Source organism: Hydrogenovibrio marinus, assembly GCF_013340845.1.
Taxonomy (GTDB): Bacteria; Pseudomonadota; Gammaproteobacteria; order Thiomicrospirales; family Thiomicrospiraceae; genus Hydrogenovibrio; species Hydrogenovibrio marinus.
This window is the reverse complement of the sequence record NZ_AP020335.1, coordinates 585,863-612,614: the sequence shown is the minus strand read 5'-3', so window position 1 is coordinate 612,614 and position 26,752 is coordinate 585,863. Positions and strand designations below refer to the sequence as shown.

At 47.2% G+C, this 26,752-nt stretch carries 22 protein-coding genes; 11 read left to right on the top strand and 11 right to left on the bottom strand.

Annotated features, from left to right (window positions below):
- Positions 1 to 33: 33 nt before the first annotated feature.
- The 3 genes from HVMH_RS02845 to HVMH_RS02835 form a co-directional block, all read right to left on the bottom strand.
- Positions 34 to 537 (bottom strand): YhcH/YjgK/YiaL family protein, encoded by a 504-nt coding sequence (locus tag HVMH_RS02845; protein ID WP_029907693.1) that lies wholly within the window; start codon positions 535 to 537, stop codon positions 34 to 36.
- A 71-nt stretch (positions 538 to 608) separates the two neighbouring features.
- Positions 609 to 1,316, bottom strand: coding sequence for a class I SAM-dependent methyltransferase (locus tag HVMH_RS02840; RefSeq protein WP_029907692.1), 708 nt, complete (start codon positions 1,314 to 1,316; stop codon positions 609 to 611).
- A gap of 36 nt (positions 1,317 to 1,352) precedes the next feature.
- Complete coding sequence (locus HVMH_RS02835) at positions 1,353 to 4,931, bottom strand: UvrD-helicase domain-containing protein (RefSeq protein WP_081849413.1); 3,579 nt, start codon at positions 4,929 to 4,931, stop codon at positions 1,353 to 1,355.
- A 274-nt stretch (positions 4,932 to 5,205) separates the two neighbouring features.
- Here HVMH_RS02835 and HVMH_RS02830 point away from each other — a divergent pair, with 274 nt between their 5' ends.
- Complete coding sequence (locus tag HVMH_RS02830) at positions 5,206 to 6,030, top strand: HDOD domain-containing protein (RefSeq protein WP_029907689.1); 825 nt, start codon at positions 5,206 to 5,208, stop codon at positions 6,028 to 6,030.
- 35 nt (positions 6,031 to 6,065) lie between these two features.
- Here HVMH_RS02830 and HVMH_RS02825 read toward each other — a convergent pair whose 3' ends face one another.
- On the bottom strand, positions 6,066 to 7,172 hold the full coding sequence (locus HVMH_RS02825) for a hypothetical protein (RefSeq protein ID WP_029907688.1): 1,107 nt from the start codon (positions 7,170 to 7,172) through the stop codon (positions 6,066 to 6,068).
- 151 nt (positions 7,173 to 7,323) lie between these two features.
- On the bottom strand, positions 7,324 to 10,230 hold the full coding sequence (locus HVMH_RS02820) for a PD-(D/E)XK nuclease family protein (protein ID WP_029907687.1): 2,907 nt from the start codon (positions 10,228 to 10,230) through the stop codon (positions 7,324 to 7,326).
- A 405-nt stretch (positions 10,231 to 10,635) separates the two neighbouring features.
- On the opposite strand from HVMH_RS02820, the gene HVMH_RS02815 reads away from it, so the two are divergent.
- The 6 genes from HVMH_RS02815 (at position 10,636) to HVMH_RS02790 (ending at position 16,357) form a co-directional block, all read left to right on the top strand.
- Positions 10,636 to 12,087 (top strand): hypothetical protein, encoded by a 1,452-nt coding sequence (locus HVMH_RS02815; RefSeq protein WP_029907686.1) that lies wholly within the window; start codon positions 10,636 to 10,638, stop codon positions 12,085 to 12,087.
- Positions 12,087 to 13,337 (top strand): hypothetical protein, encoded by a 1,251-nt coding sequence (locus HVMH_RS02810; RefSeq protein ID WP_029907685.1) that lies wholly within the window; start codon positions 12,087 to 12,089, stop codon positions 13,335 to 13,337. The genes HVMH_RS02815 and HVMH_RS02810 overlap by 1 nt, the downstream gene beginning before the upstream one ends.
- Positions 13,338 to 13,352: 15 nt before the next feature.
- Positions 13,353 to 13,781 carry a c-type cytochrome gene (locus tag HVMH_RS02805; protein ID WP_051682462.1) on the top strand — a complete coding sequence of 143 codons (429 nt, stop codon included), beginning with the start codon at positions 13,353 to 13,355 and terminating at the stop codon, positions 13,779 to 13,781.
- Positions 13,774 to 15,072, top strand: coding sequence for an FAD-dependent oxidoreductase (locus HVMH_RS02800; RefSeq protein ID WP_029907683.1), 1,299 nt, complete (start codon positions 13,774 to 13,776; stop codon positions 15,070 to 15,072). The genes HVMH_RS02805 and HVMH_RS02800 overlap by 8 nt, the downstream gene beginning before the upstream one ends.
- A gap of 23 nt (positions 15,073 to 15,095) precedes the next feature.
- On the top strand, positions 15,096 to 15,824 hold the full coding sequence (locus HVMH_RS02795; protein ID WP_051623166.1) for a c-type cytochrome: 729 nt from the start codon (positions 15,096 to 15,098) through the stop codon (positions 15,822 to 15,824).
- A 194-nt stretch (positions 15,825 to 16,018) separates the two neighbouring features.
- On the top strand, positions 16,019 to 16,357 hold the full coding sequence (locus HVMH_RS02790) for a NifB/NifX family molybdenum-iron cluster-binding protein (protein WP_029907681.1): 339 nt from the start codon (positions 16,019 to 16,021) through the stop codon (positions 16,355 to 16,357).
- A 77-nt stretch (positions 16,358 to 16,434) separates the two neighbouring features.
- On the opposite strand, the gene HVMH_RS02785 is transcribed toward HVMH_RS02790, so the two are convergent.
- A complete protein-coding gene (locus tag HVMH_RS02785; RefSeq protein WP_051623165.1) occupies positions 16,435 to 17,157 on the bottom strand; it encodes a M48 family metallopeptidase in 723 nt (240 codons plus the stop codon).
- A gap of 80 nt (positions 17,158 to 17,237) precedes the next feature.
- On the opposite strand from HVMH_RS02785, the gene HVMH_RS02780 reads away from it, so the two are divergent.
- A complete protein-coding gene (locus HVMH_RS02780) occupies positions 17,238 to 18,158 on the top strand; it encodes an RluA family pseudouridine synthase (protein ID WP_051623164.1) in 921 nt (306 codons plus the stop codon).
- A 9-nt stretch (positions 18,159 to 18,167) separates the two neighbouring features.
- Here HVMH_RS02780 and HVMH_RS02775 read toward each other — a convergent pair whose 3' ends face one another.
- A complete protein-coding gene (locus HVMH_RS02775; protein WP_081822777.1) occupies positions 18,168 to 19,175 on the bottom strand; it encodes a cation diffusion facilitator family transporter in 1,008 nt (335 codons plus the stop codon).
- A gap of 148 nt (positions 19,176 to 19,323) precedes the next feature.
- On the opposite strand from HVMH_RS02775, the gene HVMH_RS02770 reads away from it, so the two are divergent.
- The 3 genes from HVMH_RS02770 (at position 19,324) to HVMH_RS02760 (ending at position 21,123) form a co-directional block, all read left to right on the top strand.
- Entirely contained in the window at positions 19,324 to 19,686 is a 363-nt protein-coding gene (locus tag HVMH_RS02770) for an HIRAN domain-containing protein (RefSeq protein WP_081822776.1), read from the top strand.
- Between the two features lie 83 nt (positions 19,687 to 19,769).
- The gene (locus HVMH_RS02765) at positions 19,770 to 20,660 is read left to right on the top strand and encodes a 3'-5' exonuclease (protein ID WP_029907676.1); all 891 of its coding nucleotides are present in this window, start codon (positions 19,770 to 19,772) and stop codon (positions 20,658 to 20,660) included.
- A 16-nt stretch (positions 20,661 to 20,676) separates the two neighbouring features.
- Positions 20,677 to 21,123, top strand: a complete 447-nt coding sequence (locus HVMH_RS02760) for a universal stress protein (RefSeq protein WP_029907675.1) — start codon at positions 20,677 to 20,679, stop codon at positions 21,121 to 21,123.
- A 173-nt stretch (positions 21,124 to 21,296) separates the two neighbouring features.
- Here HVMH_RS02760 and ggt read toward each other — a convergent pair whose 3' ends face one another.
- The 4 genes from ggt to HVMH_RS02740 form a co-directional block, all read right to left on the bottom strand.
- Complete coding sequence (ggt, locus tag HVMH_RS02755; protein ID WP_232087794.1) at positions 21,297 to 23,168, bottom strand: gamma-glutamyltransferase; 1,872 nt, start codon at positions 23,166 to 23,168, stop codon at positions 21,297 to 21,299.
- Between the two features lie 9 nt (positions 23,169 to 23,177).
- Positions 23,178 to 23,975, bottom strand: a complete 798-nt coding sequence (locus tag HVMH_RS02750) for an ATP-binding protein (RefSeq protein WP_051623163.1) — start codon at positions 23,973 to 23,975, stop codon at positions 23,178 to 23,180.
- Between the two features lie 164 nt (positions 23,976 to 24,139).
- On the bottom strand, positions 24,140 to 24,421 hold the full coding sequence (locus tag HVMH_RS02745; RefSeq protein WP_029907670.1) for a peptidylprolyl isomerase: 282 nt from the start codon (positions 24,419 to 24,421) through the stop codon (positions 24,140 to 24,142).
- A gap of 113 nt (positions 24,422 to 24,534) precedes the next feature.
- The gene (locus HVMH_RS02740) at positions 24,535 to 26,664 is read right to left on the bottom strand and encodes a S8 family peptidase (RefSeq protein WP_029907669.1); all 2,130 of its coding nucleotides are present in this window, start codon (positions 26,662 to 26,664) and stop codon (positions 24,535 to 24,537) included.
- Between the last annotated feature and the right edge of the window lie 88 nt (positions 26,665 to 26,752).

Sequence of the window (26,752 nt, the reverse complement as noted above, 5' to 3'; positions counted from 1 at the left end):
GGGGCAAGAGATACAAAGGGCAGAAATCAGCGATTAAAAATCAAAAAACGCTACCGGCACTTTAACTACCGCTTTATAAACGAGCTGCTTGCTCTCAAAAGACGATAGCCCAAGGTGGGCATCATTTGTAAAGTACACGGATAGGTCTTCAGGCTGCATCACTATTTTTGAAGCCTTGTCCGTATCTTCATAGGCGATAAAATCCTTATCTTCCTCAAAACTCTTAAACGTCAGGTGACGGATATCAATCACTTCCATCTGCTCATTGCCGGAAAGGATCAACTGGAAATCGACATATTTTTTGTGTGATTCAAAAAAGCAGTCCGCCCGGTCTTTTGTCATGTAAACCTGCTCCACCACAAAACAACCACCGCCAATATCAATTTTTTGCGCTCTAGGCTCAATGCTCGAGAACATTCGCTGATGCACTTGCGAGGTAGGATCTAATGCCTCCTCCAAATAATCGAACACAACACCTAGTTTGTCGTTGTTCTTAAAGAATTTTTTTACTTCAAAATAATTACCGATAACAGCCATAGCTCATTCCACTTTTCGAATTGAATTGATTGCGCAAAATCTATCAGGTTGGGTTCCTAATTTTGCCAAACTTACTTTTCAACCACCATTTTTTCTACGACTATCCAGGCAAAACGCCCGTTGCGCTCCAAAGACTTTTCCACCACCTTGAAACCACCCGCCGTCAACATGAACTCAATATCATCGGCATGATAGCGATTGTGCTCCAAAAAATGCTCAAAGGCATCTTCCAAACCTGCAACCGTGGTCTCTTCCGCCCACAACGCCGTGCCTTCATAACGACGTTGCAGATACTCTGCTAAAGGCTGGCGAACCAAGTCGATGATGCACAAACGTCCACCCGGCTTTAACCACTGATAGGCGGCGCGAAACATTTTAATCGGCTGCGTCAATTCATGCACAACCATATTCGCCATCACCATTGCCAAAGAGTTATCAGCAATATCAGCTTGAGGATTGTTCAAGTCGTCCACAAGAATCTTGGCGTTCGCTGGCAAAGGCAACGGATTTTCTAACATATAGGGCGCGGCTTCAATACCGTAAACCGGAGAATCTGGATAACGCTTGGCACAATCTTCCACAAACTGGCCGATGCCCGCGCCCATATCCAATACACCATCCCCAATCTGGTAGTTTTTTGCGACTTTTTCATCCCAGTATTGCCAAAAAATTTCATCGTGTCGACGCTGATAAGTTTCGGTGATGCGCTCACGTGCAAACGCGCCATCACCACCGTGGTGTCTTAAAATCTGTTCCTGTGTTTTTGCTAAATCTTCCATCGTGCGATTTATCCATCTTTAAAAGTCTGAGTCGTTCTAATTCAACTCGACCCATTCATCCAAATAAGTGAAATACAAAACATACTTTTGAGGACGCTGTTCCAGCTGTGCAAACAAAGCGCCATATCTTTGCAATTGCGGGCGATATTCCTCCACCTTGCTTTTCACAAATGCAGCCTTGCTTGTACCGGAACCTTCATGCCAATAACTGGTTTTGTAATCGACAATCCAACGCACGCCGGCATCATCAACAAAGGTGCGGTCAACGATATGGTGTTGCGTCATATTATGGCTTTGAGAACGCAACTCGCCATCAGGCACTTCATCATCGGCTTCGCCATCAAAATCTTCTTCAGAAAAATGCATATCAAACGAACTCAACGCCAACTCAGCGGCAGATTCCGCTAAGTTTTTGTCCAGTGCCCAACGCAACTTCTCGTTATATGCGGCATTTTGCAATGATGTTTGAACTCTCTCCAACGCTTTTTCCAAAGCGTCACCTGTCAAGCCCTGTTGACGCAACCAGTAGCGGAAATAACCACTTTGCTGCTGCAGTTTGGACGCCGCATCCTCTTGTTGCAAAAAGCCAGCTTCCACCCACTGTTCCAGTACGCCGTGCACCAGATTACCAATTGAGGTAATCATCAGTGCATCTTCTTCTGACATCGCATCATAAGAGTTCAATTCGGCATCAATGTCTGACACCTTATCTAACTTGAGCGACACTTCCGACTCAAGCCGTTCATTCCACCAGTGCCTTTGAAGCTGGATCGCCTCAAGTGGCATGCGACTGACTGGTGGTATAAGCTGCTCAACTTCCTCTTCATTAGACTTGAACTCATAATCTTTGAGCAACGCATCAAAGGTCTTTGCTTCACTCTTCCACAGCGTTTCCAGCAACGATTTCTTGGTCGGCTCCAAAGCCTTTTTGCCTTCAGCAATGGCATCCAAGTTTTTTTCGGTGACGGTCACGCTGCCAAACAAATGCAATTGTTTTTTGGCTCGTGTGGTCGCCACATAGAGCAAGCGACCCGATTCATATTCTTGCTTTTCCGCTTCAAATTTTTGGATAAAGCCCACCAACTCCGACGAACCCTGCCCCTTCTGATCCAATGGCGCCATTACCAGATAATCAGCATGTTCACTCTTGAAGTTCAACCAGCTTAGTAGCGGCTTATCATCACCTCGTGGCTTCTTACCAAGCCCCGGTAAAATCACCGTATCGAACTCCAACCCTTTGGATTTATGCATGGTCATCAATTCGATTTGCTGGCTTTCCACTGAAGCGTCCGGCAAGGCAAACAGCTTTTCCATCGTTTCTTCGAGCTTAGCGAAATCCAACACATCGGTTCTGTCTTGCTCCAAACTTTCCAACATTTGCCAGTAGGCATCAAGATTTTCCAGTGCTACCGCAGACTCAATCGTCTCTGCCAACCCCAACGCCAGCCAGGTTTCCTTAATCAATCTCGACCAAGGCAAGTGTCCTATCTGTGAAACCGCTCGATTTAAAACCGGCAATGCTGCTTCCAACCTAGCCTTACCTTCAGGAGACAAAGTCTCCGACATGCCCTCCACAAGCTGTTGCAAGACAGGTTTTCTGAAGGTTTTAGGGTTACCAAATAAGGCATACAAATCTGCCAAGCTCAACCCAATGGCTGCCGTGCGCATCAACGCCAGCCAAGCCGGGCGATCCGACAAGTGTAATAATGCTCGGGCCAGTGCTTGCGCATCCTGAATTTCCTGACGCTCATTCAACGCTTCCAATTCAACCGCACGGAAAGCGACGGCTTGTTGCTTCAGGGCATTGGCAATTGGCATTAAATGACCACGCGAACGCCCCAAAATACCGATGGTTTCGCCCGGTTTCATTTGAGGTAAACGCTGTTGAATCAACGCAACAATCTGCTCGACTTCTTCGGCAGGTGTCCGGTTAAATGCCCAATGTACCTGAACCTGACTATCGGCATCCGAAGCTTTCTTGGCCGTAGAGGCGCTGTAAGTTACCGCGCCGCGTTCAATTTCATTTTGCTGCGGCAACACTTGCGGAAAAGTCTCATTCACCCATTCGACAATCGCGGCATCGGAGCGGAAGTTAACCGTCAGATTTTTGCATGATAGCGTCACCGCTCCCAAAGAACCTTGCCACACTTCCAGGAAGTTACCGACCTCCGCTTCCCGGAAGCGGTAGATGGACTGCATCGGGTCACCCACGATAAATAAGGTTCTATCCTCATCAGGCTGCCAGCCAGCGACCAACTTTTTCAATAAACTGAATTGGCTGACCGAAGTATCTTGAAACTCATCAATCAGCAGGTGTTTGATTTGGTAATCCAAGCGTTGCGCCAAGTCGGTCGGCTGATCCTCTTCCCCCAAAGCATCAGACGCCGCCTGCGCGACTTCGATGAAATCGGTCTGCCCGGCACGGGCAAATGCCAGCTTCAGATAAGCCGCGCAGGTTTTCAACAATGACATCAGGTTGACGACACCCAACCATTGTTCATCGGTATAACGAGCATCCGGCAGACTGCGAATCAAATTAAGTGCAGAAGCAATACTGTCATCGCCATTACGCGCTGACAACTCTGACAACACTTCCGACATATCGTCTTTAAGCTGTTTTTCTTCCGCGATTTTGCTCGGCGGGAATCCTTCTGCTTTAGTCAAACGCGAACGAATGGTTCCTGAATTGGTCAACAAGGCATTTGCCAATTGTTTCCACGCGGCATAGCCACCCCAACCTGGTAGATTTTGGTCGACTTTCAAATCCTGCAACAATGACCAATCGGTGGCTTGAGGGCGATTTTCCGGCGCGACCGCTAACAAAGTGGAACAGGCTTTTTCCAAAAACGGAAAGACTAGTTTTAATTGCTGGTGACAAGTTGCAAATTCGGCATTCACCAACTGCTCCAGTCCTTTATCGAACACTTCCTTATCCGCGACACCGGACAATCGGCTCAACAGAGGCATCCACTGGTCACGCTTTCTCAACATGGAAATCAGTAGATTTTCGGCACGAGATAAATTGCCATTGACCTTTTCCAGCAGGGTTGCACTGCTCTCGGCGATATCCGGATTGTTCAGCGCTTCACGGACCGCCTCACGATACAAAGGTTCTGGATTTTCAATCACCGAGGCACTGGCGCCAAACCGCGAAAGCAACGGCATCTGTTGCACCAGAGAGGAATTCATGGAGTCCAATGTTCGGATACGTAAGCGCTGCGGGTTGTCGAGCAACTGCCAGCCTTGCTTTTCACTGTTATCCAATGCGGCCTTTGCCAGCAGCCAAGTATTGGTTTCGTAAATACCGGCATCGGGTTTGAGAGACGTGAGTACCGAAGTCAACGCATGGTAAATACGCTCCTGCATTTCAGATTGTGCTTTCTTGGTAAAGGTCATAGCAACAATCTGTTCGGGAAACTCGACCTGTGTCAATAGCGAAAGAAAACGTTGTGTCAGCAAGGCCGTTTTGCCGGAACCTGCTGGGGCTTGAACGATAAAAGATTGATGCGGATGAATGGCGTCAAAACGCGCCTGACCGTCTTCCAGACTGGTATCAACCTGCAAACTTTGTTGTAACTCTTGGAAAACCGCCATCTCTATCGTAAAAATACCCATTTTGAATAAATTTGACTATAATCGGTTGCTGTGTCGTTTTCATTAACTCAGGCATTTCAAGGGTAAATGACTGACCAATCGACAAATTTTGCCCGTAAGATTTCGAGCACCGATTACCGACAAACATCATAACAAACTCGGCAGTAGAACATATCAGTAAAAGCGTGTCCGAGTAGATGTTTAATAATAAAAAAACAATTCGGAATTAGTGTAATTTAGAACGTACTACAGTAAAAAATCTTCAGTCATTTGACCGAAGTGGGAAAGGAAATCAATGGAATTAAAAGACCAACTGACTCAAGCACGTGTACTCTTGAACAAGACTGAGAAAATTTCTATTCCGCGTGAAGTCCTTAAGCTCAGACAGCTGCTTGCCGCACAAGAATTTCCTAACCCACAAGAAATGGCTAACATCATCGGTCAAAATGCCATTCTGGCGGGTGAGATCGTACAGGCTGCCAACCTGCCTTCAATGCATGGCAATAGTTTTCGCGTCATTCACACTATTCACGATGCCATCGACATTCTGGGCATCCGACGCTTAAGAAACTTGGTTACCGCCATTTCATTGAAACTGGGCATGGAAAATTTCGGCCATCCTCAACTCATCAAGCACAGTGTCAAAGTCGCTGAAGCCTGCGCGGAGATCGCCAAGGCAACAGGTATTACCACTGGCGATGAAGCTTATTTGTTAGGTCTGTTCCACAATATCGGCGCAATCATGATGACCAAACTGGACAGCCATTACGAAACGATTTTCGCCAAAAGCCTGTCATCCCCCTTCTCAAGCAACAGTGCCGAGCTGGAAACTTACCGCACCACTCATGGTTTAGTGGGCGTTCTGGTCGCGGAAGAATGGGAACTGGATACACCTTTCAAAAAGACCATGATTCTGCATCATGAACCGAACCTTGAAACCATCCGCAACCCGGAACTGAAAAACCTGGTGGCATTGGTGCAACTAGCAAACGGCCTAGTCAGTGAGCAAGTATTTAAGGTTTACATGACGCCGGAACTGAAAGATATGATTGAGCGCACGCAACTGGCACTGGAACTTAGTGACGAACAAATGAGTGAACTTCGCCAAACGCTTGCCTAAGCTGGATAAACCGGACAAAGAATCTTATCGCAGGCTTAACGTACCAAGTTTTGAATGGAGGTGTTGAAATACTTCCGAGGGTTAACAATCACCTCTGTTGAGAGTAAATCTCCGCAAACCCAACGGTTTGGTTCGATTTCAATCGCTTTGACCACATCTTCCACAGTCAAATGAATCTGATCTTGTTGAAACTGATGGTTGATGTTAATGGTCAATACTTCCTTCGTATCATCGCCGCAAAAGACATAAGCATCAAACGCATCCATGTGATACTCAAAACTATCGACAGTCGCATGCGCATTGACAGACAAGCGTAAAGACTCAATATCCTGCAACACCCTCAGTAAATTGGGCTTTTCCGCAGGCATGATACCGCCAGCTTTCAGAATACTTTCAATCTTTGTCCAGTTCCAACCTTCAACCATACCCTCAAACTGATGAGTGCGAATAGTGGTTTCATATTTCTCCGCCAACATCTGCGCAGTATCGACAATCACTTGTAAATCATCGTCATTGGACTGATCGGCAGCATCAATGTACTCTGTGCCGAAGTAGACTGCCGCATCGTCATTTTTAACCATTACCAAAAAAACTTCCGGTGCTGCAACGGCATCTGCTTGAATATCTTTATCTTGACGGGAGATCAGGAAGGCATCCGTCACTTGATGCCATAAGGCATCAGAGACAATTTGGTGGATTTCACTGTCTTTCAAAAAGACTCGTCTATTTTCCAAATTGCGTTTGAGGTTCGTCGTCAACCGGATAAAGAATTGGTCACTGATAGTATCGAAAATCGTATCCAACTCATCAACAGAAGGCAGTTTTTCACTGAAATCGAGTTCTTCACCGAAAATATCGTCAATACCGTCCGACTCGATTTCCAGCATCTTGTCTTCTTGTACTGCAACAAACCAAGCCTTACCTTTTAACTGTCTGGCATATTGGTTTTGCAGCAAAGCCACCTCGTCGTAAGACTTAAGAGGTTCCACATCACCTGACAGGTATTTTTGGATGCAATCGTTGTAGAAACCCAATACCGACTCTTGCGCCTCTTCAATCGAAAAGACAATATCCTTATCAGCCGGACTGTCCGGCGAGTCTTGGTAATACACTTCGTAAAGGGCGGCGTTTTGTGAACTCAAAGCATTCTCTTTTATTTAGAACCCAGATTGAGGACTCGCATCTTTTAAACTTTGGAGTCATCTCTTATGCGTTTTATTATAGTCATCATTGATAAAAATGACTGCCATTTTTACTGATTATTCAAAAACCTACCGCCAGAGACAATGGCACTTAAGAAACCGCCTCGGACTCTTCCTCAGTTTCTACCAGAAAACGCTTGGCTTCCGGCAGGCGCAATGCCAACAAACTGGCAGCGTACTGCAGATCATCCACCTTTTCATAACGCAAATCGGCTCTGCCCTGCTGCACTTCTTCCGCCAACTGCCAGACTGCCTGCTTTAAGTGATTGATAAAATCATCCCAACTTGCGCCATCGTAATCGCCCCCTTCTTTCGCTGACAATTTGGCAAAGTTGTTGGCCTGTTTATTTTTATAAAGGTCTGGAAGAAACTCTTCACTTTCTGCCACCACAGAGAAATCAATGCCGGTATCGCTGTGAATCATGCCGTAACCCAAGCCTTTCACTGTAGATGTTTCGCCCTTAAATGCATGGAGGTAAACAGCGAGTTGCGGTGCTTTGAGCGGCATTTTCATCAAATCACCCAAACTGGCTTTACCGGTTTTATAGTCGAGTACGATGAGCGCCTGTTCGTCATCAGCCATGCGGTCAATTCGGTCGATTTTGATAGATAGCTTCAAACCCGCCAAGTCCAGTTCAATATCTTGCTCGGACGCCAACAACTCAAACGCAGGTCGCTGTTTTTCAAGTGCCAACCAATCCATCAACAACAAGCCGATACGTTTTTTCTCAAGCGCCAGATAGTGCGCATTGAAATGTTGACTCATCGCTGACATCGCCTCATCCAGCAGCAAGTCTATTTTCTGTTTGAGCGCAGGTTCATCCATCGCCAGCAGACGTTTTTGTGTCTTCACTTCTTGCCAGAAGTTTTCCAGCACCAAATGCACCAGGGTTCCGAGATGATTGCTACGCAATCCCGGCTCAACCGTTTCCAGTTGATATTTGGCGCCCAGACGATAATCGAAAAACGCCATCAACGGACATTTGCTCTGTGCGGTGAGAATGGCGGAACCACCCGGCACTTTGTCACCCAAAGGCACCTCTGGTGCTTTGGCATCCTCAACCCACTCCATCGCTTGCCTTTGGTTAAACAGGTTTTCTGCCAAAGTTTGATAGCCTTGTGGAGCATAGGCATTTGCCGTAACTCGTTCTTTTTTGTCTATCAACGGACTGATAAGGTTCAACTGCCCTTGAGTCTGTTTCGCATAAGACCAAACCACTTGTCGTGCGGAACCGGCTAAACGTTCGGTCAGCGCTCGCGCATAGTGTAGCTCTCGACCGACATCGGCACGCGGCAACTGGTGCTCGCGTTGCAAAGCCATTGGTAAAAACGGATTCGGTCTGGCTTCTCTTGGCCAAGCATTGGCAGTCATCTCCATCACCCAAAGGGCGTCAAAACTTTGCCCCCCTGCCTCTAGCATCCCCATAATTTGAATCGGTGCGCCACTGACGGACTCTGGCTGATGCAATTGCTCACCGACAAACTGACGAAATTTGCCCAACCATTCCACCGCCGTGAGCGACTTCATGTGTGACGCTTCGTTACCTGCTTGAACATTACCCGTTATCACCCATTGCTGAGAAAACTGTAGCAAGGCTTTTAACAACGCCTGCTTCTGCTGGAACTCGACGCTATTCAATGCGCCCCCAACACCGGAGTTTGCCCAACCGCTGTTTTCCAACACATCCAATGCGGCTTGGTAAAAGGCATGAGCCGTTAAGCTTTTGCCGCCTTTCTCATTCAAAAATCTGCCAGGTTGGGTCAGAGCATACAGGCTATCCATCAAGGCTTTGGGCGGTTTTGCGGACAATCTAAGGCCGTTTTCTTCCGCAGCTTCATCTCTGACCTTTTTGAACGCAGCCAGTAACCCCGCTATCGACAGCTCTGCCCATTGCCAACCTCTCAGGCTGAAATCAAGCGCCTGACGTCGAATAAAATCACCAGGGGTATAAGGCGAAACCAGCCACTCTGAGACTTGGTTATAGGTAAACTTTGCCGCCTCACCGCCCTTGTTGGAATGGCTGATAGCAAAGTCCAACACTCTCAAAGCGTTTTTGACTAGCGGTACCTCCACCAAAGGTTTCCCCAACGAAACGTTATAAAAAGGTGAAGGTTTTGCCTGAGCCTGAAATAACTTAAGCGGTTGAGATTCATGCAAAAACAACTGTTCATCGAGTGCCCAGGTCAGTGATGCTTCAACCTCGGAAATATCCGGCGCTACAATCGCAATTCTAGGGGGAATCTTTGTTTGTGCTGACAAGACCTTATAACTTTGGTAAGCCCAGAGTGCTGCTTGCTTGGCTTCATCCGACTCATCGGATGCAACATACCATTGTTGAACAGAATCACTCGAGGTCTCTGGCTGCACCAACGCAACCCGACCGCCTCTTGCTTCAACGGTTTGAATCCAGCTTTTCATGTAGGGCGTCAGATCATCAAAACCGTGCAACTGCACCACCAACTGACTATCATCCAAGTCATGAAACCATTGCAAACGTTGCTGCATCAGTAAAGAAGCGTCCCACAGATTCGCCTTATCCATCAACTGTTGATAACGCGCTTTCAAACGCAAATAGAGTTGTGTTTCTTCGGTAAGGTACTGACCTTGAAAAATACTGCCCCCGCGCTGCCCGCTTAAGTATTCACTGTCATACTGCCAAGCTTGGTAAAGCTGCTTTGCGGTTTGTGCGGGGTTCAATAGCAGCAAGTCATCCGCCTCACAGGCTTCGTCAAGCAACGCTTGCCAAATGGATTGCGCTTCAAAATCAGACAGGATTTTTTCCGGCAAGTTTTCAAGCGGCAATACTCCGCGGAGTAATTGTGCCTGTTGCCAACCATCCCACCATTGGCCCCAAGTCATGACTTGAGGTGTCGCAATGACTTGAGCACTTTCCTGTTTGGCTTGTTGCAGCATGAACTCTGACTTTAGGAACTGCGTCAAACGACTGTTGACGGTCAGATGTAAAGTGGCTGTCGATGTATTTCCTTGGGTATTCAAGCGCTCTCCTCAAACCCACCTTTTAAAGGCTATAAATTACCCGCTAGACTAGCGATAATTTCTACTAATTACAAGCAGGTTAAGCCTCTTGAATTTTGCCGATTCGAACTGAACTCAAACATTTATTTGCAAAAATCATCATTAATTTCATCGCTAACAGCCATGGTTTTGGCCTAAAAAGCAAAATTCTTCCCTAAACAAAAAATCAAACAACCACTTTAAAAACAATAAGATATAGACAATCAACAGCTACCAATCACTCCCTTATAAAATATTTTATGCCTGCATAAATAAAATCTTTTGAATACCAACCAAGAGTAATAGTCACTACAATTCGGAACACGCATAATAAGAATGCCGACCAATATAACATATTAGAATTTATTAATATAAGGGAGTTATATTATGGACTTAATCAGTTTGTATCCGACATGGTACGAATCGACAGTGGGATCTGGCTGGGTTGTTGCCTTTATCGCAACTTTTCATGTTCTTGCCTCCCATACCTCTGTCGGTGCGGCACTCCTCTTCGCCTATCTCTCTCATAAGGCTTATCGTGAAGACCGTGAAGATTTGCTCGACTTCATCAAGAAGTACGGCTTATTCCTTTTGGTGTTCACCTATGTCGCAGGGTCCATCACCGGGCCGGGTATCTGGTACTCGACAACCGTCGCCAGCCCGAACGGTATCGGTGCGTTGATTCACTCCTTCGTTTGGAAGTGGGCAACCGAATGGGTCTTCTTCGTCATCGAGGTAGTCGGTGTCTATATGATTGTTTACTTGGTCGGCAAGGTCGATAAAAGAACCCACATGAAAATCTCGGTGATTTTCGGGGTCGCTTCCTTAGCCACGATGTTGATCATCGTCGGAATCCTGTCTTTCATGATGTTGCCAGGAAAAGAAGCTTGGTTCCAACACGGCGGCTACCTAAACGGTTTCTACGGTGAAAACACCTTTATCCAATTGGCAATGCGAATGGCATTCATGTTCACCATGACAGCGGTGGTGGGAGGCATTGTGGTTGCCGGTATCAAAGACCCTGCTTTCAAAAAAGAGATGGCGCGCAAATTGGGTTGGTTGGGAATCATCTCCACCCTGATCGGTGCGGCGCTCTTCCAATTGTATTTGAAAGCGGTTCCAGACCAAGCTTTGCTGGTAATGGAAAACCGTCTACCCACCTATTTCGAGCCAAGCATTATCGCGGTGTTGTCGGGGACTTTAGCCTACTTCATCCTAACAATGTTGCGCCCACAGGTTTTGGTACAGGCTTTTGCCGGAGCGATGGCAGTTGTGATTCTGGTTGCCGGTTTGTGGCCTGAAGAAACGGCTCGTGAATCCATGCGTAAACCTTGGGTTGCAGGACAATATGTTTACTCGAACCAAGTGATTGGTCGTGACGTCCCTGGCATGGGTATCAAGTCTCAAATTCCACTCTTGGAAAAAGAAGGGATTTTGAAAGCACATCCCTTTACACCTGCTTCATTGCGCACGGCAAATGAAGGTAACAAAATTCAAGCGGGTAAATTTATCGCGATGGTGTACTGCTCAAACTGTCACTCTCCGAGCAAAACAGGGATTCGTCCATTGAGCCGTTACATTCCCGACAACATCACAGAAGCGCGCATGGAAAAATACGTTAAAGGTGTTTTGACAACAGGCAACATCGCCTATATGCCGAAAATGCCAATGTTGGATTCAGAAGTGAAAGCCCTCTCTGCATTCTTGGTATTGAACAAAGAAGGTGGCGAAAAGGCAGTCGATGCTGCAATTCACCAAGAAATTCAAGCTCGCCAACAAGCCAAGCTTGCTGACAGTGCAAAAAACAAAATTGCAGCTTTGACACAGGAGGGCAAATAATGGACGCTTCACAAGTCTCTCAAATTACCGACATGATGTATGCGCTGCGTAACCCTGCCGGGTTGCCAACCTACCCAATCATCTTTATCGGGCTGAGCGTACTAACCTTTGCACTGCACATTTTGTTCGTGCAACTGATGTTGGGAACCTCTGCCATTACCTTAATCGGTGCTTTTAGCCAAAACGCTTATTGGCGCAGACTGGGTGCCGCCATGTTGGAAGTTGCCAAGGTATCGGTATCCGTCGCGATCGTAATTGGGGTTGCCCCACTACTGTTTGTACAAGTGGTGTACGACCCTCACTGGTATACCTCCAACGTATTGTCGGCAGACTGGGTTATCGGTTTTATCATCTTCCTGATCTTGGGTTATTGGGCGATGTATTACTACTACTTCGTCAATGGCGCTAACCAGGATAAATCAGCAACCCCAAAAGCTCGTTGGTCAATGCTATTGAGCTTGGCATTGATGTTATTGGTCGGTTTCATCATGCACAGCTTAACCTCGCAAATCCTACACCCTGAGTTATGGAAGTCTTGGTATTTACAACAAAACGGTATGTTGGACTACACAGGCGACAAACTGCATGAGTGGAATCTATGGCGTTATGCCTTCTTCATCAGCTTGTCGATTCCCGTTGCAGGCGGCATGTTGGTCACTTACCGCCGTTTCAAGTCGGTGCGTTCCGATGCTGACCATGCCTACCTGAACTGGGCGGCAGAAGTCGGTAAAAAATGGATCAAAGTCGGTTCTGTGATTTCCACCGCCCTTTATGTCGGCTGGATGATGACATTGCCGGAAACTGCTGGTAACTTCGCGACCTCTTTATGGGGAATCCTCGCGGGTGTAATGGTGTTGTTCTACGCAATTTGGGCACAGGTTCGCCTGAAGGGTGAAGCCAGATTCTGTAGCTATATGGCATTGCCAGTAGCCTTGGTCATCGGTCTGATTGTTGCGACTTCTCGTGAAATCTTGCGCTACGACATCCTAAACGGTTTCTTCCACTACAACTTCTGGGACTACAAAATCGTCTTCGATTGGTATTCAACCGGGTTGTTCTTCCTGACTTTCGCGATCGTCGGTGGTGTGGTGTTGTCTTACTTCCTCACTATTGCTTGGAAAGCCGGTCAAACCGTTGGTGTTTACACACCTAGCGCATTCGTCAACAAACTGGGAACCCTATCTATCTGGATCGTCGTCCTGTGGGTAGTGCAGTTCTTTATTGTCGGCTTCTATGTTTGGGCAAGATAGGAAAAGGAACGGATTATGAAAAAATTACTATTAATAAGCGCCGTTACCGGTCTGGCTTGCATGCTGCAAGCGCCCGCTAGCTTTGCGATTTCCGGCGGTATTTCCGCTGAAGAAAACGCAAAATTGCGCTCGGCATATCCCATGCCTTCGGCAGACATGTTGGGCGACAACTGCTCGGCTTGTCACGGCACCAAAGGCGCTGAGTTCAACGAAGCCATGCCGCCGCTTGCGGGAATGGATAAGAACAAGTTCATCAAGTTGATGAAAGCGTATCGTGCAAACAAGTTTCCATCCATCGTGATGCATGACGTTGCGCACGTCTTCTCCGACGAAGAAATCGAAGCTATGGCGGATTTCTTTGCGAAACAAACACCTGAAGAATGGACGCACCCTGATTGGAACGCTTCAATCAAGGAAAACGCCAAGGAGAGCAGTCATGAATAAGATTACACGACGCGACCTGATCAAACTTTTCGGTGCCAGCGCATTGGGAACAGGGCTGATGGGAGCCTCCAGCTTGGCGTTTGCCAGTAAGAGCGCGCATATCGTTATCGTCGGTGGTGGTGTCGGTGGTGCAGCTTCTGCAAAATATATGCGTTTGCTGAATGCCGATGTTCGCATCACCATTATCGAGCCTGAACCAAAATACATCTTCTGCCCGGGCAGTAATGAAGTGGTTGCCGGTTTTGACACGCTAGAAACCCTAACGGTTGACTACAACACTTTAAAGTCTCGTTATGGCGTTAATGTCATCCAAGACCGTGCCACGGAAATCGACTATGCCGCTAAAAAATTGAAGTTGGCAAAAGGCGATGTGGTGTCTTACGACAAACTGATTGTCTCTCCAGGCCCAGACTTCAAATATGGTGCGGTTGAAGGCTACAGCAAAAAGTTGGCGGAAGGCAACTTCCCTGCCGCTTGGCATGCTGGTCCGCAAACACTGGTATTGAGAGATCAAATCAACGCATTGCCACAAGGCGGAACCGTGTTGATTTCTTCTCCGGTTGACCCATACCGCTGTCCGCCAGCGCCTTATGAGCGTGCGTCTTTCATTGCCAACAAATTGAAAGACACCAACCCAACGGCGAAGGTCATTATTTTGGACTCAAAAGATGACTTCATTTTCCATGACGTCTATCTGGACTTCTGGAAAAAAGAACATGGTTTGGGAACGCCGAATGCACGCATAGAATGGGTACCGAAAAAAGACGGCGGTCACGTTACCAAACTGGACACCAAAAACCGTACTTTGACGACGGCAAACGGTCAGGTTCACAAGGGCGATGTCATCAACATCATCCCTCCTGAAATGGCTGGTTCATTCGTGCGCATGAACGGTCTGGCAGAAGGTGATTGGGCGCCTTTCAACTCCCAAGACTTCTCGACTAAACGTGATAAAGACGTTTACATAATCGGGGATTCGGCGGCGGCAGATCCTATGCCGAAAACCGGTTATATCGCCAGTAATCAAGCTAAAGTCGTGACCAAGGCGATTCAAGCCGAGTTGACCGGCAAAGAAATTGGAACGCCTTTTATCACTAACAACTGTGTCGCTATGGCTGCGGAAGACTGGGGGATGACCGTTGCGGAAACTTTCCGTTATGCGGGCAACCACCATCCTTATGAAGAAAGCTACGTCATGTCCGATCCGACGGAAAACCCGTACTACCGCCATATTCGCGCCGAAGTCGCGAAAAACTGGCAACGTACTTTCCGTAAAGATATCTTTAGTTGATAGGGATTCAAGGGAGAAAAAGAATGAAAAAATTACTACTAATCGGCCTTGTTTCCGTCACTTCAACCGCTAGCACAGCCGCTTTGGCCAGTGGTCACAGCATGCCTGTCGCTGACGCTTGGAGCAACATCACATGGGATAAGTCCGCGAAAGACATGCCGAAAGGCGATTATGCCCGTGGCGAAAAACTGCACAGCTATGGTTTGTGCATCACTTGCCATGGTGAGCAAGGTATCGCGCCTTCACGCAACGCCCCCAACCTGGCAGGAAATACCGTGCTTTATACCTACAAAGAGTTACAGGACTATAAGTCCGGTTTACGCAACGAAGGTAACGGTAAAGCGAGCGTGATGCACGCAGCCACCACGCCAATGTCAAATCAGGACATGGCGGATGTGGCGGTTTACTATGCAGCACAAAAGCTACCGGCACCAACGGGTAACTATACGCCTCCGGCAAACATCAAGAAATTGGTCACCAAGGGCGATGTGTCACGCATGATTACTCCTTGTGCCTCTTGCCATGGTGTTCACGGCGAAGGCCGAGATATCACACCTGCATTGGCAGGACAGGTTCCGGCTTACTTCATCCGTACGATGGCGGCTTACAAACACGGTAAACGTACCAATGACATCAATGAAGGTATGGCGCAGTTCACGCAAGACCTGACCGATGCCGAAATCCAAGGCTTGGCGGAATACTATGCGAACCTGATGCCTAAAAACCCTGCACCCGCTGCTGGAAAGGAGTAGATCATGACGGGTTTAAAAGCGATTTTATGGGGCTTCATTCTGACCTTCGGCTCAGTTGCCCTTATTTATCTACTCAGCTTTATTACGGTAGCGCCAACCTGATTGACGCATCGTAAGACTCTCCTCGGTATTGAAGCCAAAAGTTTCAATACCGAGTCATTGAGAAACACAAAAAATATTCAAAAGAGGTGAATGTGAAAATTGCAGTTAGTTGCGCCAACCAGAGGCAGGTTTCTGGCCCAGCGACCTTGTGTCCAAACTTTTGGGTTTATGACACTGATCAATTCCAAATTATTTCGAAGACACTTATCCACTTGGATGAAAAAGAACTGTTAGGAAAAATTAAAGGCACCCTATCCCAACAGGAAACACATGCGTTATCAGACATCGGTTGTGTCATCAGCAGAAACTTGGGAGAAGGACTCAATACAAAACTTCACGACAGCGACATCAAAACCATGTCGACCAATATCTTAGACCCTGACACCGCCGTTTTATCCTACTTAAAATACGCGCATCAAATCAAAGTCTAATGACCACTTTACAAGTGCATCCAAACACATGCTACTTTGATCCCAAGGATGGGACTACGCCAGACGAAACTCTAGGATTATGCGGCTTGAAATGAAATGAGTGCTGCGCCGTTTTCTTTCAACCAGGCTTTGTGTGTTTCGAAATCTGGGCAATGTTGTTCGACCAAATTCCAAAATGCAGCTGAGTGATTAGCATGCACCAGGTGGCAAAGTTCATGCACAACAACATAGTTGATGACCGCTTTCGGTGCCATCACCAACTTCCAGTTGAATTGCACACGACCGTCTGAATAACAGCTTCCCCAACGGGAACGGTAGCTTTTGATTTGTACCGATTGGGTTTGCACACCGATACGCTTTTCCCACTCAGTCACTTGCGGCGTAAGGTGATCGATGAGTTGTTGATGGAAAAAATCGACAAGATGTCGGTAGATATGGTGGCGTTCGTTCTTCAATACACGCGATTGCTTGCAGAAAACCGTAATACAGGTATCGTCGTGAGTCAGGTGCATTTTCTTCACCGGCGTATGGTGATCTTCTTTGAACATCACCTTGTCTCCGAACAACAATAATTCATGACCCGACTTCATGACCAACTGCTTCGGCATTTGCGACTGATGCGCTTCTATTTGCTGCAACAACCAGCCCTGCTCGCTTTCCACAAAAGCGGTAATGGCAGCATCCGCCAGTTGCTTCGGCACCATAAGTGCGATGCGGTTAGGTTCTACTCTCAGGCCAATCGAGCCTTTGCGCGTGGTTTTGATAATTTCTAATTCATGATTACCGAGGGTAAAGTGCATATCTCTAACGTCTTTGCTTTGTCTTTTGCTTGTCTCTTTTCCTTTTCAGGCGGAGAACATAATAGCTTAGAATACGCCTTATGGACACAACTAACCGACAACAAAATTCGATTTCAAACAGTCTTTCGAATAAGGCGCATTTTGAACTTCAGTTTGAAGTTGAACACGCCTCGACTTTAATCGATGTTTTGGCTCAGCAAACCGGGCTTTCCAAGCAGCACTTGAAAGGCGCGCTCGCCAAAGGCTGTGTTTGGTTCAAAGCAAAGGGCAAAATCCAAAAAGTCACGCGGGTGCGTCGTGTTAAAAAAGAGGTCACTCCTGGCGATGAAATCTTCATCTACTATGACGAAGCCGTACTCAATGCCAGCATACCGGAACCGAGGTTAATTGATGACTGTCATGACTTCAGTGTGTGGTACAAACCGAAAGGCTTATTGTCTCAGGGCTCTAAATGGGGAGATCACAGCACTATTGCCCGCTGGGTGGAAATGCACCACCTTTTCAATGGCAAACAGCGTCAAGCTTTGGTGGTACATCGCTTGGATCGCGCAACCGATGGTTTGATCTTACTGGCACATACCCATCAGGCAGCGAAACTTCTAACTGAAGCTTTCATGGGCAGAAAAACTACTAAAATCTACCAGGTTGGGGTATGGGGAGAGTTCCCTGAAACCGAACAAACCTATGACCAGCCCATTGAAGACAGAGCGGCCATCAGTCACGCCAAACGTTTGGATTACAACGCGGAGAGGAATATCTCGCTATTGGAAGTGCATATCGAAACCGGCAGAAAACACCAAATCCGCCGCCATTTGTCGGGTGCCGGTTTCCCAATTGTTGGAGACCGACTGTATGGCGATGCTAAGCGCAACGCTACCCTCCAGGCTTTGGATATGATGCTGACAGCGGTTTTCCTGCATCTCGGGTTTGAGGACAAACCCTATGAGTTCAGTTTACCAACCAACCTTAACCAAACACTAAACGATTTTCACACGCTTTAACCGCATGCTTTAGCATTGGTGGATTAAGTGTTTATCATCGTCACGATTGAATTCCGCTTGGAAATTACAATGAGTGATGCTAAAAACCTCTGCCAAACGAGATTCAATGCGCTGAGTGACTTGAGTCGCTTCACTTAAACTCACATCTTCTTTGAAATCCAAATGGGCTTCAAGGTGGACACGGTGGTCGTCCAACTGCCACAAATGCAGATGATGGACATTGTCGATACTCGCTTCACTCTCGATTTCCTTCACCAATGCATCCAAATCGATATGGCTAGGTGCAAACAGTAGCAAAACGCCTGTCGCGTGTTTCAACAAACCCCAGGCGGAAGTCATCAGATAAAGCGCAATTAATATGGTCATGACTGCATCGACCCAATAGATATTGAACCACAACACCAACACCCCACTGATCAACACCCCGACAGACGTCAGCGTATCGGTCAACAAGTGCAGATAGGCGGCACGGATATTGGAATTATGTTCCGAGTCTTTAGCAATCAACATCACACTGACCCAGTTCAACACCACTGACAACAGTGCCAGGCCAATCACCCAACCACCGGCAATCGGTTCAGGGTTCATCAAGCGCTCAATGGCTTCGATAAACAGCAACAGCCCCACGCCTATCAACACTGAGGCATTGAATAATGCCGCGAACATCTCGGCACGTTTGTAGCCAAAAGTTTTCTCTTGAGTGGAAGGTTGTTTCACCAAACGATTTGCGACATAGGCAATCACCAATGCCACCACATCACTGAAATTGTGCAATGCATCAGACAACAGCGCCAAACTACCGGAAATCAATCCCCCGATAATTTGAGAGACGGTGATGATCACATTCAGGATGACCGTCCACAACAGCTTCGAGCCGGTTAAATCGCCATGATGGTGGTGATGTCCATGCGCATGATCGTGTGCATGGTCGTGATGATGGTGACTATGATTGTGGTCATGGTCGTGATTGTGATTGTGGTCGTCATGAGTATGTGCGTGTGACGTGTGATTTTCCATGGAGGCAGTCCTATTTCGACACGGAAAAAATCCGTTTTTCTGTTCAATCAATGAACTTGGTAAGTTAACATGAAGCGACTATTATCGGTATTTTAGTTGTTAAAAACAAAAATTATTTTCAATACTATTACTATCAAAGTGAGGTCTTTTGAAAACCAGATCACTTGTCCTTCCGGTAAAGGGACATTATTACTACTCGGCACTGCACGCCTATAATATTGGATTGTTGCAACCGGAAACGCCTATAAAGCTTATTCCGGAGCCGGACAATCAACAAGATAGACGAGCTGTTCAAATCTGGTTGACGCACTTCCCCTGCTGGCTTTTAGGTTACGTGCCACGCCGAAAAGCTCGGTTTATTGGTTACCTGCTCGAACACGACTTGATACAAAATCCTACACTTCACAATACCCGCTACCGCAATCAACGTCTAAAACTGCAACTCCGTCTCGATTACGCGCTGCCCTGGAAGTTACGCCTTGACTACTGGCTACGACTGTTGGGATTTTGATTTCAGCAATCCATCGCCTCTGCCCAATACCCGACAATGCATGCTAAAATGTTGGTAATTGAATCAAATACACCTATCGAATTATGCAACAAAATCACTCCACTTCAGACTTGGAACTTATCGCACAACAACTGGATCAGTCAGAAGACTATCAAGTACTGAGACGTTTCCAACCCGTATCCTGTTATCACTCTGATCGTGGTGAAACTCTGCACAATGTCTGCATTATCGACACCGAAACCACCGGATTGGATACCGAGCGTTGTGAAATCATTGAACTGGGCTATCAAATCCTAAGCTTCGATTCTCACGGTCAGTTTTATGAAGTCTTGTGTGCCAAAAACTTCCTCAACGAACCTAAGGGCGTCATCACCCCGGAAGTCACTCAAGTTACGGGACTGACTATGGATGATGTCAAAGGACATCAGATTCCTTGGGATGAAGTGGTTGCCGACATGCAAGAAGTCCAGCTTATCGTCGCGCACAATGCGGGCTTTGACCGCCCTGTCGTCGAGCGCTACAACGATGTGTTTATCGACAAAGTCTGGGGCTGCTCCGCCTCGCAGGTTGACTGGTTCAATCTTGCCAAGGTCAGCTCACGAAGCCAGGAATTCCTCTGCTGGAAAGTCGGTCAATTTTTCTACCATGCCCACCGTGCTTTGGATGATGTTCAGGCGCTAACGCACCTTTTAACTCGTCAAATTTCCGAGCAACAACTGCCTGCATTCCATTTTTTATTGAATGTTGTTCGTCAGCAAAAGGTCATGATGAAAGCCACTGGCGCACCGTTTGAATTGAAAGATGATCTTCGATCACGCGGTTATCGCTGGAACGCATCCGAACGTGTGTGGCAAAAGGTGTTTGATGCCAGCCATCAGGAAAGTGAATTGGCTTGGCTGATTGACAACAACACCCCGAATCCAACGCCAATCAAACTTAAAGCAACCGATACTTTTTCCATTCGCGCACGATAACGCAAAGGAGGTACGCATGCATAACTACCAAACCATTCTCGTCGCGGTCGACTTCTCGCCAGACAGCGAAAAGGCCATTGCCCGCGGCAAACAGTTGGCTGAAATTTATCAGGCCGAACTCATGTTGTTGCACTTGGTTGAAGAGCCAACATACCCGGTGTTTGAAGACATTAGTTTGAGTGGCGCTTCCGGTATTTGGATTCCGGAAATAGCCGATGCCATGATTGATGCAGCCAAGAGCCGTCTTTACGCTCTGGCGGAGGAAAATGGAGTTGCCGAAGAACGCTGCGAGGTGTTTTCCGGCTTCTCAAAAGTTGACATTGCCGAACGCGCCGATGAACTCAACGTAGACTTGATTGTCATGGGACGTCACGGGCACTCTTTCTTGGAAAAACTGATAGGTTCAACCACCACCAGCGTGTTGAACCACGCACAATGTGATGTACTGACCGTCACCAAATAGCTCCATATACCGTCTACCCAACCTGGTAGATTTTCTCGCCTTACCCCTGCGGGCGGCGAGTGCTTCGTTTCTCGCCTTACCCCTGCGGGCGGCGAGTGCTTCGTTTCTCGCCTTACCCCTGCGGGCGGCGAGTGCTACGTTTGTCTAAAAACTACCAGGTTGGGCTAATCATATTATTGCATTTCAGATTCAGGCATTTGCTCTTCGTCAGATGGTTCACCTTCTTCAACAGCAGGTTGTTCGGGCTCCTTGGTAAAGACTTTAGCTTCTCCTCGCCCTCGCATATCGGATGCCGCTTGCCACTGCCCATGACGCTTCACCACCAATTGCACATCGCCCATATAGTCGTTTTTGCGCAAGGTATAACCCATCAATTGAAGGGCATTTTGGGTCGCTTTCGGCAGGCTTGGGTTATAGTCGATTTGGTCTTTTGGAAAGAGTTGGTGATGCACACGTGTCGCATTCACCGCATCCTGAGCATCCATATGCTTATCTAAAGTGTTCACAATCGTTTGAAACACCGAGGTAATGATAGATGAGCCCCCAGGTGTACCAACAGCCATCACCGCTTCATTATCCTTCAGTAAAATCGTTGGTGTCATGGAGGACAACATACGTTTTTCCGGGGCAATGGCATTGGCATGCCCACCAACCACACCAAAGATATTGGCAACACCGGGCTTACTGCTGAAATCATCCATTTCGTCATTCATCAAAAAGCCGCCGCCTTCTATCACCACACCATTTCCAAACGGCATATTCAGTGTATAGGTATTGGATACGGCATTGCCATCGAAATCGACAATGGAGAAATGCGTAGTTTCCGGCGATTCGATTTTACCGGGTTTGATACTCTCAGTTTCCGAAGGGCCATCCCACTCCACACTTTCTGCACGACGAGAAATGTAATCATCGGAAATCAACTGTTGAACAGGCACTTTGACAAAGTCCGGGTCGCCAAGATATTTTGCTCGGTCAGCAAAAACCCGTTTCTCCATCTCAGCATAAAAATGGGCTTCAAACGCCTGCTCGGGAATACCTTCTTTTTTCGCTAATGCCAATTGGCGGCGATATTCCGGTGCTAGTAAAGCTTTCATCTTTAGCAACTGCACCAACGCCACCCCGCCCGAGCTTGGTGGTGGTGCAGAAACCACAGTATAGCCTTTCCACTCTGCTTGAATTGGCATACGCCATTTGGCTTCATAATCTGCCAAATCTTTGAGCGTAATCAAACCATCATGTGCTTGCATTTGTTTAACGATCGCCAGCGCCGTTTCACCGTGATAAAAGTCGTCAGCGCCCTCTTCCGCTATACGCTTCAAGGTTGAAGCCAGCTCAGGCTGTTTGAACAAGTGGTTAGCTTTCAGCCCAGAAAAGTACTGATTGAAATTCAAATCCTTTGATTTATCCGCCACCCAGTGCTGATACCACTTACGCATGGCAACCAGTTCCGGCGACACCATAAAACCGCTTTGTGCATAATCGATTGCCGGCTGTAGCAGTTCCTTCCACGGTAACGAACCAAAACGTTGATGCGCCATCCACAGTCCCATTACCGTTCCTGGCACACCCGACGCCTGGTAGCCAATCAGAGAGCGATAAGGAATGATTTTTCGGTTGTCGTCCAAATACATATTGGCACTTGCTGCCTTGGGCGCTTTTTCGCGATAATCCAGAAAATAGGCATGTTTATCTGTGCCGGCAGACACCTCACCTTGAGGCCGGAACTTATCGGTCTCGCTGGCATAAAGCGTCATAAAACCACCTCCACCTATATTCCCAGCTTCAGGGTAAGTCACCGCCAGAACAAAAGCGGAGGCAATCGCAGCATCCACCGCATTGCCGCCTTGTTGCAGAATTTTTTCTGCTGTCTCGGCACTGAACTCATCCGGCATGGCAATCGCGGCGGTGGCACCATTCGATGCCTGCGCCGGCAAAACCGTCCCGACAAACAACCACCCGAAAATAATCAGCCGCATAGCCCGAGTCCCTTTTCCGATCAAACGGTTGGCTAAATCAGCGATATGGCAGAAAAAACGGTTCATCAAATCGTCCTAACTTTGAATGGGGTTACGCACCAGATAGTCTTGGAAAAACTGCTTGGCGATACGTCCGCTTCGGCTTCCGCGTGCCGTAGCAAAACGTACGGCTTCCAAGTGCAGCTGTTCAAGCTCCGTTGGCGTGTGTTCGATATTAACATCTTTAAACAATGCTTCGACCATCTCTAGATACAACACTTGATCTGGCGCATAAAATGACAGGCTCATCCCGAAACGGTCGGCAAGTGACAGCTTCTCCTGCAAACGATCACCGAAATGAATCTCGCCATTGGCGGTTTGAGTATCGAGGTTATCCTGATGATGCTCGGCGACCAGATGGCGGCGGTTAGAGGTGGCAACCATCAGTATATTACGCGCTGGCAGTTCGATAGAACCTTCCATCAACACTTTCAAATAACGGTAACTGCTGTCACCCTCATCAAACGACAAATCATCGCAATAAATCACAAATCGCCAAGGCTGATCACGGATTTGATCACTGATTTCCGGCAGGTCTGCAATATCTTCCTTTTCCAGCTCAATCACTCGCAAGCCTTGATCATGAAAATGGTTCAATGCCGCTTTCATCAAAGAAGATTTCCCCGTACCCCGTGCGCCCCACAGCAATACATGGTTAGTAGGTTGCCCGGCAATGAAACTTTGCAGGTTTTGGCAAAACAGATTCTTTTGACGTTCAATGCCCAAAAGATTGGAGAGCTCGATAGGGTCTAATGCCTCGACAGGTCTGAACTTGCCTTTTTTTGCTCGCCAAATGGCAGCGACATGTTTGTCCCAACGAATCTTCTTTGACATGGTCATTCCTGTTTACGCATAAAAGTTAGATTATACGACTCAAAACGCGACAAAACAAAACGGCTCGAAAATCTGCCAGGTTGGGGTGAAATGACAACGTGAAGAAAGGGGATGGGAAAAGCGATGGCTTATATATATCGGCCATCACTTTGTTAAGAAGTGGATTACTCGGTTCTGTCTGTGACTTGAATCAAGTGATAACCGAATTGTGTTTTAACCGGCCCTTCCAAAGACCCTACGTCCGCACTGAAACAAACTTTATCAAACTCTGGAACCATCATCCCTGGACCAAACTGACCCAAATCGCCACCACTGCGACTTGAAGGACATTGAGAGTTCGCTTTTGCGACATCTGCAAAATCCGCTCCATCCAAAATCTGTTGTTTCAACTCTAGTGCTTTTTCTTCCGAATTGACCAAAATGTGACGTGCTGTTGCCATTGCCATAGTTTTATTTCCTTTATCTTACTATTTAAATCAAGTATCTCTTTGAATTTGGCGACATTATACCTGAAACACAGTATTTTTCCTGCCAAGGATAGCGACTTAAATGTAGCGAATTAGTTGAATGCGTGCTTAAAGCCGAGGAATAGCTCTTGGTCAAGATTACTGGAAAGAAATGCTGCTTGCAGATGCCCTACACTGAGAGCCGCGGAAACTCCTGAAATGCTACGGTTAGACGTCAAGTTATCTGTCACATAACGCAAACTGCCATCTCCGACTGATTGCGGATGTTGATAACCGATATGCGCACTGTCGTTTTGCCAAAAACCCAGCAAACCAACTCGCCAGTGCGGGTTCAGTTGTGCCCGATAACCTGCATAATACTTCTGGCTATCGATATTATAATTTTGAATCAAACTTTGTCCCGGCTGAGTTTGTCGAGACCAATCCAATCCGGCCAACCATCCATGATGATGGTACTCGGTTTGCACGCCGGAAAGGGTCTCTGTCTGTGCCCCCGTGAACGCACTGGTGTTATTTGAAGCCAACCAGTAAGGCATGATGCTCAACCCCTTAAACCCTAAACTGGCTTTCATACCCTGCACAGCAGGCTCGGTTTGAACATTGGAGGAAACATTGGTTTGATTGGGGTTCGGCGCCGTGGCACTCATACCAACTGACATGTCAGAGAAGTGCCCGGTTAAGGATATCTGCCCCAAAACTGATGTGTTAAGGTTCTGCTGATAACCCGATGCCATTCCCAAAAACCACAAACCACTGTCCTGACGTTCATTGCTGTGAGTACCGGTCATTGAAAACCCTAACTGCAAACTTGTGCTAAGTTGCTGGCGATAATTCACCGGCGCATCAACATAAGATCGAACGGTTTTATCCAAACCGGATTGATAGGTTTGCACCGGCGTTTCATAGTTCAAGGTGAAATCCCGACCATAACTGTCCAAAAATGCCGTGCTGGCATTCACCGTTTTAAAGCCTGCAGGCAAGGTCACTACCGCAGAAGATAAAGGCACACTCGCCGCCGCAGCCGATGCTGATACACTGGCGACAGGAACAGACGTTTTACCCACAGGCGAAAAAGCAGAATTAAGATCAACGATTCCCTGCCCAAATGTCGCTGCGGTATACCCGGCAAAACTACGATTGGCGGTATCGATAATAATTTGTTCCAACTGCACGCCCGTCAGACTTTGCCAGCGCTGTTTCATCACCGCCAACGCACCGGAAACATTCGCCGCCGCCCCAGATGTGCCGATTGAATACAAAGTGCTATAGCCGTTCGTCACCTCACTTTGTGCAGGGGCGACTACATAACGCGCCTGAACGTCCGAATCGGAGCCGGCAGAATTCGAAAAATACGCCAATGTTTGATTGTCATAGGTCGCACCAACAATCAAAATATTGTTTTTAGCATTGGACTTCACCCAATCTTCATAGCCTGATTGTGAAATCAACTTGGAAGTAACCGTCACCCGGTTGCCAGATGTCGAATCATTCCCAGCGGAATGCACGATAGCAACCTGACTGGTCACCGCCTGGTTCTTGATGGTGTTCAACTCACTCTCAATATTACTGTGCGCCGAACCGGTATAACTCACCAACGCGCCATAACCGAACGATAAATTGATAATATCCGCACTATGGTTCACAGACCATTCGATGCCTTTTATCATCGAAGCACGGTTCGCCCAACCGTTGGTATCAGCAATCACCCCATTGAGGATATTGGTATCCGGTGCTGCACCATAGGTGGCGGAACCGATGACTTGCGACATATCATCGCCATGGTTGGCGTTATAGATAGAAGTATCACTGTTTTTGACAATTTGATCGTGGGTATAATCTGCATCATAACGAAGGTTGGCAGACAAAGGGATATTACGATCATTGATGTCCCAAACCGGCATCCCAGTATCCAGAACAGCAACGGTCACGCCCTTACCGGTATAGCCGGCATCACGCCAAGGTTTCAATCCCATTTGGGTCGCATTGGAAGTCAATGTGCTGGCAATAGGAACACTAGAAACAGCGGTATAGTTTGAGGTTGCCGGAGATGTCTGATGAACTTGATTGGAACTACACCCGGACAAAAAGAAAAACACTGACAAACCGAGTCCAAAGGCAAATTTCTTGCACACGCCAGTATTCACGGCGTGAATCTCTTTATTCGGCACTGGTTTTGTCATTTTATCCAAGGTGGTTTTCCCAATCAATTTGCGTAGCGTCATCGGCAGCGATTCACAAAAAACATCTTCTCGCCAGATTCGCCATTACAATGAAAAAATCCGATATATAATAACCCACTATGACGACTGA